This window comes from Chamaesiphon sp. OTE_75_metabat_556 (assembly GCF_031378165.1).
In the GTDB taxonomy this organism is placed as follows: Bacteria; Cyanobacteriota; Cyanobacteriia; order Cyanobacteriales; family Chamaesiphonaceae; genus Chamaesiphon.
Genome location: NZ_JANNDR010000027.1, coordinates 1 through 9,475, shown reverse-complemented (window position 1 = coordinate 9,475; position 9,475 = coordinate 1). Strand labels below are relative to the sequence as shown.

At 41.4% G+C, this 9,475-nt stretch carries 10 protein-coding genes, 2 tRNA genes and 1 pseudogene; 10 read left to right on the top strand and 3 right to left on the bottom strand.

The features are described 5' to 3' along the window. On the bottom strand, nt 1-649 hold a 649-nt coding region (locus RMO27_RS01255; RefSeq protein ID WP_309728313.1), incomplete at its 3' end, for an FAD-dependent oxidoreductase. A gap of 157 nt (nt 650-806) precedes the next feature. Then, nucleotides 807-2,471, bottom strand: a complete 1,665-nt coding sequence (locus RMO27_RS01250; RefSeq protein WP_309728311.1) for a dynamin family protein — start codon at nt 2,469-2,471, stop codon at nt 807-809. Nucleotides 2,472-2,821: 350 nt separating this feature from the next. Here RMO27_RS01250 and RMO27_RS01245 point away from each other — a divergent pair, with 350 nt between their 5' ends. The 10 genes from RMO27_RS01245 to RMO27_RS01200 all read left to right on the top strand — a co-directional run bounded on the left by RMO27_RS01245 (nt 2,822) and on the right by RMO27_RS01200 (nt 8,944). Beyond that, nucleotides 2,822-3,589, top strand: coding sequence for a DUF362 domain-containing protein (locus RMO27_RS01245; protein WP_309728309.1), 768 nt, complete (start codon nt 2,822-2,824; stop codon nt 3,587-3,589). Nucleotides 3,590-3,636: 47 nt separating this feature from the next. Beyond that, nucleotides 3,637-4,119: a low molecular weight protein-tyrosine-phosphatase gene (locus RMO27_RS01240; RefSeq protein ID WP_309728315.1), complete on the top strand. Its 483-nt coding sequence runs from the start codon at nt 3,637-3,639 to the stop codon at nt 4,117-4,119. A gap of 56 nt (nt 4,120-4,175) precedes the next feature. Then, nucleotides 4,176-4,258: transfer RNA gene (locus RMO27_RS01235), tRNA-Tyr, on the top strand. An 11-nt stretch (nt 4,259-4,269) separates the two neighbouring features. Further along, nucleotides 4,270-4,341, top strand: a tRNA-Thr gene (locus tag RMO27_RS01230). A gap of 763 nt (nt 4,342-5,104) precedes the next feature. After that, on the top strand, nt 5,105-5,404 hold the full coding sequence (locus RMO27_RS01225; RefSeq protein ID WP_309728307.1) for a type II toxin-antitoxin system HigB family toxin: 300 nt from the start codon (nt 5,105-5,107) through the stop codon (nt 5,402-5,404). Beyond that, the gene (locus RMO27_RS01220) at nt 5,388-5,804 is read left to right on the top strand and encodes a transcriptional regulator (RefSeq protein WP_309728305.1); all 417 of its coding nucleotides are present in this window, start codon (nt 5,388-5,390) and stop codon (nt 5,802-5,804) included. Before RMO27_RS01225 ends, RMO27_RS01220 begins: the two co-directional genes overlap by 17 nt. A 181-nt stretch (nt 5,805-5,985) precedes the next feature. After that, nucleotides 5,986-6,678 carry a J domain-containing protein gene (locus tag RMO27_RS01215; RefSeq protein WP_309728303.1) on the top strand — a complete coding sequence of 231 codons (693 nt, stop codon included), beginning with the start codon at nt 5,986-5,988 and terminating at the stop codon, nt 6,676-6,678. After that, nucleotides 6,678-7,988, top strand: coding sequence for a tetratricopeptide repeat protein (locus RMO27_RS01210; RefSeq protein WP_309728301.1), 1,311 nt, complete (start codon nt 6,678-6,680; stop codon nt 7,986-7,988). Before RMO27_RS01215 ends, RMO27_RS01210 begins: the two co-directional genes overlap by 1 nt. 3 nt (nt 7,989-7,991) lie before the next feature. Further along, nucleotides 7,992-8,375, top strand: coding sequence for a hypothetical protein (locus tag RMO27_RS01205; protein WP_309728299.1), 384 nt, complete (start codon nt 7,992-7,994; stop codon nt 8,373-8,375). Between the two features lie 62 nt (nt 8,376-8,437). Continuing rightward, nucleotides 8,438-8,944, top strand: coding sequence for a hypothetical protein (locus RMO27_RS01200; RefSeq protein WP_309728297.1), 507 nt, complete (start codon nt 8,438-8,440; stop codon nt 8,942-8,944). A gap of 92 nt (nt 8,945-9,036) precedes the next feature. Here RMO27_RS01200 and RMO27_RS01195 read toward each other — a convergent pair. Continuing rightward, nucleotides 9,037-9,475 (bottom strand): annotated as a pseudogene (locus tag RMO27_RS01195) (hypothetical protein); the annotation flags it as partial.

Here is a 9,475-nt window from a genome sequence, read left to right as displayed (position 1 = left end):
CTTGAGCATTCAAAAGTTTAAAGGAAACCACACTTTCAATCAGCGAACCAAAACGCGGATCTTTGCCGTGGGCATTGACAGACAGCGAACCACCGACGCTAAAAATATTTGAGTCTTGCATCACCCGCACCGCCCGCCCATGTTTGCCAAGTTCGAGCTGAATCTGCTTCCAAGTGGCACCACTGGCGACTGTCACCGTCGTGTCGGCGTTGTAAACAATTCGATCGAATTTCAGCATGTCGAGGTGGATTGAGTCGGGAGCGGCGATTTGTCCGCCCATACTATGTCTGGCTCCCGACATCGAGATTTTATGCCCCGTGCGTTGGGCTGTCGCAATTAGGTGGCGAATTTCGGCGACAGATTGGGGTTGAAAGATCGCGGCGACTTGAGTAGGTTCGAGTTTACTTGCATCGGTTATCGTCGTAGCGCGAAGTTGGTTGATAGAAATGTCAGTAAGTGCTGGCGAGAGAGTCAGTTTAGTATCGATCGGTGTCTGATAATATAGATCTTCAATTAACCACCGATGATTGTCCCGATCCCACACCAAAAATTTTAGCAATATTAATCCCAATCCCGATATCGACAGCAAGATTGCGACTTTCTTGGTAATTCTGGTGCGGATTTTACCGATATCGATCGATCGAGGCATAAAGGAGAGACTTATTGGGAGAATCGTAAATTAAATGTACGCTGAATTGCAAGATAGATCGAGCCAAGAAATCAGGATTTAATAATACACGATTTGTATTTTTTCCAATCTTTCGTAGGGGCAATTCATGAATTGCCCCTACGAAAGGAACGATCGCTTAAGCGGACAATATATCTGCCAAACATTGTTCCAATTCTGTTAACTTTGCTTGTTGCTGGAGATCGATTCGCCGATCGATCTTAATTTCTGGATTAATTGCCATGATTGCTCGATCGCGATAGTCTTTAATCGTCACCATCGTTTCAGTATTTAGTCTCACTAAATAATCAGCCGCTGCATCTGTATAAGCTTCTAATACTTCCGCTGAATTATCCACTTTAGATGGGGGAGTAGCATCTAATGGTCGATCGCCTACTAGTTTACTGGCAATCGTACTCGCACTGCCAGCAACTACCGCACCGAGCGGACCACCCAATACCCAGCCCAATCCTGTCGCCAGTGCCGCAGGTGTCAAACCATCTAAAGATAATGATGGTGGATCGGGTTTTAGTGATGGTGGCGTTGGTGATTCTGGTAATAACACTTCCGGCGGATCGGGTAGCATTATTTTGAGCGGTTCGACTGACGGGGTATTAAAAAAGCTTTCAGCTTTTGTTGCCCAATCATTAATTTCTTGTTGTGAATGTTTCAAGCGCGGGCGAACATTGCTAGCTTCCCATTCACCAAATCCCTGCTTTTGAATAGCCGTAGTTAGTGGTGATTGATAAAAGCCGATCAGGTTTGGTAAATATAACCATTGCTCGATTTCTTTAAGACTAGTTTCCCAACCAGATTCAATTAAGGTTTGAGCTTGACGTTTGAGAGCTAATTCTCGATCGCACTTCTCTTTGTTTTCACTAACTTCTACTGTTAATTTAGCAATCTGCGCCTGTAATAATCCTTGAATCTCCAATCCCAAAGATTGCAGCACTGGCAACCGCACTTCGGTTAGTTCCTCCCGCTGATGAGCAACAATCGCCTGGAGTGCCGAAATAAACGCCGACAATCCCGAAGTATGTAACGTCGCATCATCACCCTTCAGGCGGGCGCGGAGAGCTGGGAGCGCGTCAACGCGATAGAGATTGCTAATCCCTGGTGGTAATTGCGATCGAAAACTCTCCGCCACAAATCGCAAGCGGTGTTGAACTTCCTTTTGTTCTTCTGACTCCAACATATTCGTAAAATTCGCCACGAATACCACGGTATTAACCCCCCGATTTTCCAACCAATCCCGCAGATGTTCGCGTTCGCCCAGTGTCATCAGTTTGCGAACGTCCAACACATTTACTACCAAATCTGCTGCCAATAATCGATCGCGTACCAAGTTATCCTGCTCGTCGCGATCGTTCGTCCCTGGTAAATCGAGTAATTCAACCCCAGTTTGTAAAAACGGATGGGGAAAACTCACCTCTACTTCTAGTACATCATCCCGCATCCGGCGATCGTTATCTAAGGTTGCAAATTCAGTTAAAATATTCGTATTGGCTGCCGAGATTACTTGCCCATTAGTTAAAGTAATTTTAGTTGCCAGCTTCTCACCATAGACAACTTTGATGGCAGATCCAGTAGTGGGAATCAGATCGATCGGCAATATTTTATTACCCAAGATTGCATTTAATAATGTCGATTTACCATGATTGAATGGCCCGAATACCGCGACTTGATAATTTGATCGATCTGCCTTACTAGTAAGTGTCTTGAGATCGTTGCCCAGTTTAGACTTTGAGTCGATTCCTAGCTTGTTAGCAGCAGTTTGGAGATGGGTAAGGAGTGAGGGATTCATGGTTTAGCGATCGGATTAAATAATTTATCAGATTAGGTTTAGATACTTTTATTTGTGTCGAACGTTAATTAAAGTAGCTTGAAATTTGTTTTTTAGTTTGCTGTAATTGAGCTGCTATGCTATTTTTAAAAGATGTCAGATGTCAAGACTCTAAATACCAACAAGCAGTATGGATATGTTTAATATGCTATTCCAAACATATCTGCGTGCTACACTATTCTCGAAAATCTCAACTACTCTAGAAACTTTCCCATCAACAGCTCCTTCAAAATAGTAAATAACCATTGGAGCCAACTTGGCTGAAAATCAATTGTGCTCTATTTTTAGAGTACCCCACATACCCCACTGACATGCACACCTTCACCACCCAATCATTCAGCTACGAACCTCCGGCATCCGCCTACAAAGCTCATCAGATCCTCGTCAAACCCAACCTCGGCTATCCCGTCGCGGCACCCGTCACAGTGAGTATGGGCATCTTAGGCAAAGTTTTACAAGCTCTACGCCAAGCCAGCCCCAATGCCACAATCTCGATCGTCGAAGGCGTCTGTTCCCCAGTTAGTCTTCACGACATTGCCAGCAAACATGGCCTGTATGCCCTGCTCGATGCCGGAATGGAACTTCTTGATGCTGACAATCTCCCACTCATCGAATATCCCAACCTATCCCCCACACCAGCTCGATTCAAAACCATGTGGGCACCCGCATTACTACAAACAGTAGACTGTCGGATTACCGTCGGTACCTTCAAGCGGACGATCCTCAAAGACAAACCCCTGATCTCCGCATCCCTCAAGAATCTCTACGGACTCTTCCCCCGATCGAAATACCACGCCCGCAGCCTCAATTCACGCGGCCAACTCCACCAACCCTCCGTCCCCAAAATTCTCCAAGACGTCTATTTTTGTATCGGACATCTCTTCGATGGTGCAGTTGTAGACGCCGATCTCCGCCTCATCAGCCCCGACTGGAAACCCGATCGCGGTCAGACGATCGAGTTTGGTAAGATATTCTCCGGTACCGATCCGATCTCCGTCGATCGAGCTGCATGCATCGCCACTGGGGAAGCCATCCCCGATTATCTCGATGCGATCGACAAGATTAGAGCCATCCTCTAATTCCTAATGTCTCTTCTCTACCCTCCACCCTCTACCCTCTACCCCCTATCGTGAAACTCCTCTTTGTCTGTCTCGGCAATATCTGTCGCTCCCCCGCCGCCGAAAATATCATGAATCATCTCGCCACTAAAGCTGGTGTCAGCGATCGAATCGAGTGCGACTCGGCTGGCACTGCCAACTATCATACCGGCAATCCACCCGATCGCCGGATGCAAGCCGCCGCTAGCAAACGGCAGATTCCCATGCTAGGCAGTGCTAGGCAATTTACCAAGGCAGACTTCACCGCCTTCGATCTGATCCTGGCAATGGATCGCGAAAACTATCAAAATATCCTCTCGCTCGACCCGCACGGACAATATCGCGATAAAGTTAAGCTGATGTGTGACTTTGCCACCCAGCATCCAGACAAAGAAGTCCCCGATCCCTACTATGGCGGTGCCGATGGTTTTGACTATGTTATCGACCTGCTGACGGATGCTTGTAGCGAACTGCTATCGCAGCTAGAAGCTCGGAATTTCGAGCGTGTTTAGAAATTTACTTTGCTTTTCTAGATATCTATGCTAGGATGAGTAGCTGTGAAACAAATGGGTCGATGGCCGAGTGGTTAATGGCGGCAGACTGTAAATCTGCTGGGGTGACTCTACGTTGGTTCAAATCCGACTCGGCCCACTTTCACAAACGCCCTCATAGCTCAGTGGTAGAGCACTTCATTGGTAATGAAGAGGTCATGAGTTCAAGCCTCATTGAGGGCTTCGGTTGGTAAATAGCTGCTGGTAAGGCTTTTAGGAAACAGATCGCGTCCTAACAGCCGAATTTTTGTGTCTATGCATAGTAAATATTATGCTGTTTTGGCTGGATTGGTGGGAAATAGACCCACTAATCCAGCCATTGTTTTTAGGTGCAAGGATTTAGCTCTTGTTTCACTGCATTGATATACAGCGATCGCGCTGGCAGAACAGACCGGACACGATAAGCGGGTGATGTTGAGTACCTATGCTCACGCGATCGACTCAAAATGTTTACTTGTTGAAGTTGGTTTGCTGTCAACTACGGGTAATATTGCCAATTAATTACCATAGTTTTTGTTTGGGTATGTTTGGGTACGCCATACACTAACTAATAATATTATTAGGGAGTCTAATATTATTATTAGGGGTCTAATATTATTATTAGGTGTTGTATGTTCTACAGCTAGCCTGGCTTTCCGATTGTCAAGCACTTTTGGAAAAGCTTCAAGATTAATGCAGAAAAATTGCACATAAATGAATTTTTATTGTTAGAATAATCCCAGCCTAGCTGCGAGATTAACCCTAGCCGCGCAGGAGACTAAAACAGAAGAAACGCGATCGATACCGTCGCCGATACCGATCGACTACGCGGTATTTTATATTTCCCATCTAATTAGACAACCGCAAGGGGCTTTATTCGCTTCGGCATCTATTCAGTCAGATTGAAAAGGTAGAAATTGACACACCACTCTCTGTGTGAGAGTATAGAAAAGAGGAACCGCAGACTATGCATCTAATAACTATTCGCAATCTCCGTCAAGATGCGGCACAGTACCCAGACGTTCAGAAACAAATCAAGGACTGGAATGACATTGCTAAGGTTGCTAAGTGGCAGAGTCTAATCGATGTTCAGACCATATATCGGGATGCCGAGGCTGTGGGTAACTTCACCGTTTTCAACATCAAGGGCAATAAGTATAGATTAATCGTCGCGATCGACTATGAAGCACAGCTAATTTACTACAAATACTTTCTAACTCACGCTAAATACGACAAAGAAGAGTGGAAAAATGACAGCTACTATTGACAAGAAAAAATATCTAGATCTGTTGAATACAGCCGATATCAGCCCCAAGGTGATTGAGACTGAGGAAGAATACGATCGCTTTCTGGCGGTGGCTGAGAAATTAATGCACAAACGACTCGATCGCACTACAGAGGAGACAGCATTATTGATGTTGGTAGTTAAGCTGATTGAGGATTACGAATCGATCCACCACAATTTAGATGAGTGGGGAAAATCCACTCCGACCGAGATATTGCGACACATCATGGCAGCCAGCGGTACCCGAAATGTCGATCTAATTGGCATTATTGGCAGCAGTGGGGTAGTGTCTGAAGTGGTGAATGGAAAGCGGAATATCAGTCTTGCCCAAGCAAAAAATCTGGGTGAGTTTTTCAAAATATCACCAACCTTGTTTATCTAGCGATGAGCAATTTTCAGTTTATCAAATAGCTAGATACAGGTATTTTTTGAGACAAAGATCACGTAGACACTAGATAGTGGACAGTACTCGCCCAAATAACTACAAGAGTTATGTATACTAACCTTAGTCGTTCGATACATCACATCTTTTAGTAATCCGGTAAAGAGATCGGAATTTTGCAATGAGTAACCAATTAGTCTTACAGCTCACCCCCGAAGATGAAGAGCTACAGCGCAAGTCGGCAGAACTGGCAACACTCGAAACAGAATTGGTGCAAGGAGAGTTAGATTTAACAACCCTTCACGCAGAGTTACAGAATTTCGATCGCGAATATCAGCAAATTATCGGTACTCGATATACAGAACTCGATCGTATCGAGGAACAGATTGCTGAGTACATGGCATATCTAGAGTCATCAACAGATTTTACGCCATCGGAAGATCTCAAAAAACTCTATCGAGAAGTCGCTAAACGTATCCATCCAGATTTGACCACAGATCCAGTTGAAAAAGTCCGCCGTCAAGAATTGATGATTGCTGCTAATCAAGCTTATGAAGCGGGTGATATGGAAGCACTCAAGGCTATTTTATACAGTTGGGAGAGCAGTCCCGAATCAGTGAAAGGAGAAGGAGTCGTAGCAGAGTTAATCCGAGTGATTCGCAAAATTTCCCAATGTAGAGAGAGGTTGTGCGGGATTAAGCAAGAGTTTGAAGCAGTTAAAAAAACAGAATTATATGAGTTGAAATATCGATCCGATCTGGCTAAGGAAGTTGGGCAAGATTTATTGGCAGATATGGCACAAGAGCTTGATGAGCAGATTAGACAGGCTCAGGCAGAATTACAAGAAATTAAGGAAAGAATAGGTACTCGCTAATGAATGATTATGATTTAAAACACGTTAAGTTGTCAGAAGATAATAGAATATCCCAGTATTCTTCACAGAGTTTTAAGAAAGGTTTAGAACTCGCAAGGAAAATATCAAATGAAAAAATGTCGGCAATATCAGTAGGTAACTCTGATTCAGTTGTTCGATATTCATCCGAAAAAATATGGAAGTGTGTTAGCACAATATTTAATAAATTCCCAGATTGCTTACAGCACATTTCAGTGAGTCCCGATGGAAAGATATTTGCGGTTTTCTCTGATGACAGACTTGGAATAGAAATATGGGATATTAAGAGCCAAAAGCTAATTAAAACAATATGTTGTTTATTGAATGGGTCAAGTATATTTGAAATTACTTCTAATTCAAAAAATATTATTATCTTTGAACATCATGTAATAAACACCCGATCTTTAGAATCTGGAGAGTTGTTGTCTAGTTTGGAATGTATGCCGGATTATGATGATTCACAGGGTTCTAACTACCTTCGCAAACTGGACGAATCAGTTGAAAAAGCTATATTGACTAATTCAGAGTTGTTTGATTGTTGTCCTTTTAGTATGGCAATTAGCCCAGGTCTTAATTTAATGGCAAGCTTTTATGAAAATACAATTGCAATCTGGAACTTAAAAACTGGAAAATTATTAAATGTTCTTAAATCTATGATTGAGGAAGGTTTCCAAAATCTATATTTTGCAAATGATTCTCCGATTTTAATAGTTGGCAATGACAGTACCTATTCCAATCATGAAATATGGAATCCAATCGATGGAACATTATTAAACATCTTAGATATACATGACGGATTATCTGGATGTAAAGTTAGTTATGATGGATCGCTTCTAATTTCAACACCTCAGTTTTATGATCTTCCATCAGGACAGATAATTAATGATTTTGATAATGAGGAAGAATTTCATTTAATAGATCTACAATCATTTTACCCTGGTTCATCATCCTGTAGTAAAGATGGTGAAACTCTAGTAATTGCCACTGGAGAAGATATTGGAATCGAAGATAATGGTGTAATTAAAATTTTCCAGCAGTTATCTATAGATGAGATATTAGCCACAGAACCTGAAGATCGAGAGATAAGAGGTAAATTAGTGCATAAATTAATTTGTCGTGCTAACAGACAATATAAGTCACATGATTATCAAAAAGCAATCGAATCTTACACAACAGCATTAAAAATAGATCCTAATAATACTGAAGCTTATAACAGAAGAAGTACTGCTCGATCGGCAATAGGTGATTATCAGGGAGCAATGGAAGATTTACAACAAGTGAGGATGATTTAGACTATGGATATTCAAGAGATTCAAGAGATAAGTAGCCGAATTACTCTATTCTTAGATAATCCTAGATCTGTCAAACTGCAAGTTAAACAAATTAATCTAGCTCAAAAACAATTACGAGTTATCAAAAAAGAAATAAATGTTGTCATTCGCAGTATCAATCAAAATGCTAGTCAATCTCATCCTGACAGCATAATATCTGTCGGCTTAGATATTTTTGGTAAACGTAAATGGGCGGGTACACTTCGATCTGAAACCAGGAAACAGATCGAACGAGAAAAGATAGATACACGTCAACCATATTTAGAGATTAAAGATTCGATCGATCGATTGATATTAGAAGGTGATAGGCTTAAATTAATCGCTGAAGAATATATCTTAAAAAGCTAGAAGAAACATGTCATATTTATTTTTCTGGCTTTCGACATTTACCCGTCAGTAAGTATTGCTTGTTGACATGGAGGAGTTTTGACAGTAAAATTTTCAGAAACAATCTCAGAAATAAAAATAGTTTATGCATCCAGAGTTTTTTAGATCGTTTAAAACAGCTTCGCCTTGAGAGATTTTCAGGTTCGTGGAACGACGGATGGATTTATGGTAGATTAAAGCAGGAATTTGATTTGCAGCCTGATGAATTGGATACAATGGCTTCCACTTTAGGCTTTAAATATGGATGGAATCCTACCGTCAAAAATCTTCTAGAAGAACAATGGCAACAAGATGAAGTCAGATGGATGGAAGAAAAGCTAGTTAGGATCGAAAACAAAGTATCTTTGAATCGAAAGAAAACTGACATATCACAGAAAATAGCTGAACTGGCTCAAGAACTTGAGGCTTCAGGTAAAAGAAGAAAAGAATTGACAGACATTGAACAGGCACTTATGGCACTAATTTTTAGAATGGATACTACCGAACAGATGTGGGTACTTAGAATGATATTCGATCGTTTCAAATCTTAAATAGTGTCAAATTAGTGGCTGAAAACTAATGTTTAATCTTGGTATTCATTTTCAAATAGTTACTAGCTAAAGACTAAAATATAAGATTAAGATCATGTTTTTACACATAGCATTTGTTTGATTTTATTCAGCCGTAAGCTCACCTCATAGTTATCTGAGTGAAGTTGCTGAACAAAATCAATTAAGTTATCGGCAGTGCAAGATTTTTGATAACCACCATTCCATGTATGAAACTCGTCATGAACTTCTTGCGATAAAGTAATAAGATTATCCTCACAGTCAGCTAAATGCTGATAATTATGCTTATCATAAATATGATGAACAGTAATGTTTACACTTTTATTTTGTTTATCTCGCTTTGTCCCTGTGATTTGACATTGGGATCGATCTCGTTTTTTAGCTTTGGTCATTGCCACATCAATTCTTTTTTGTTTGGCAGTTTCTGCATCAATTATTAGCTTAAATGTTTTCTTGCCGACCACTTCTACTGCTTCACACCAACCACGCCGATCTTTAACTGTTAATTCTTTT

Bases quoted from the DNA above. Each gene is read 5' to 3' on its own strand.
- RMO27_RS01250 (WP_309728311.1), bottom strand. From the start codon at position 2,471: ATGAATCCCTCACTCCTTACCCATCTCCAAACTGCTGCTAACAAGCTA.
- RMO27_RS01245 (WP_309728309.1), top strand. From the start codon at position 2,822: ATGCACACCTTCACCACCCAATCATTCAGCTACGAACCTCCGGCATCC.
- RMO27_RS01225 (WP_309728307.1), top strand. From the start codon at position 5,105: ATGCATCTAATAACTATTCGCAATCTCCGTCAAGATGCGGCACAGTAC.
- RMO27_RS01220 (WP_309728305.1), top strand. From the start codon at position 5,388: ATGACAGCTACTATTGACAAGAAAAAATATCTAGATCTGTTGAATACA.
- RMO27_RS01215 (WP_309728303.1), top strand. From the start codon at position 5,986: ATGAGTAACCAATTAGTCTTACAGCTCACCCCCGAAGATGAAGAGCTA.
- RMO27_RS01210 (WP_309728301.1), top strand. From the start codon at position 6,678: ATGAATGATTATGATTTAAAACACGTTAAGTTGTCAGAAGATAATAGA.
- RMO27_RS01205 (WP_309728299.1), top strand. From the start codon at position 7,992: ATGGATATTCAAGAGATTCAAGAGATAAGTAGCCGAATTACTCTATTC.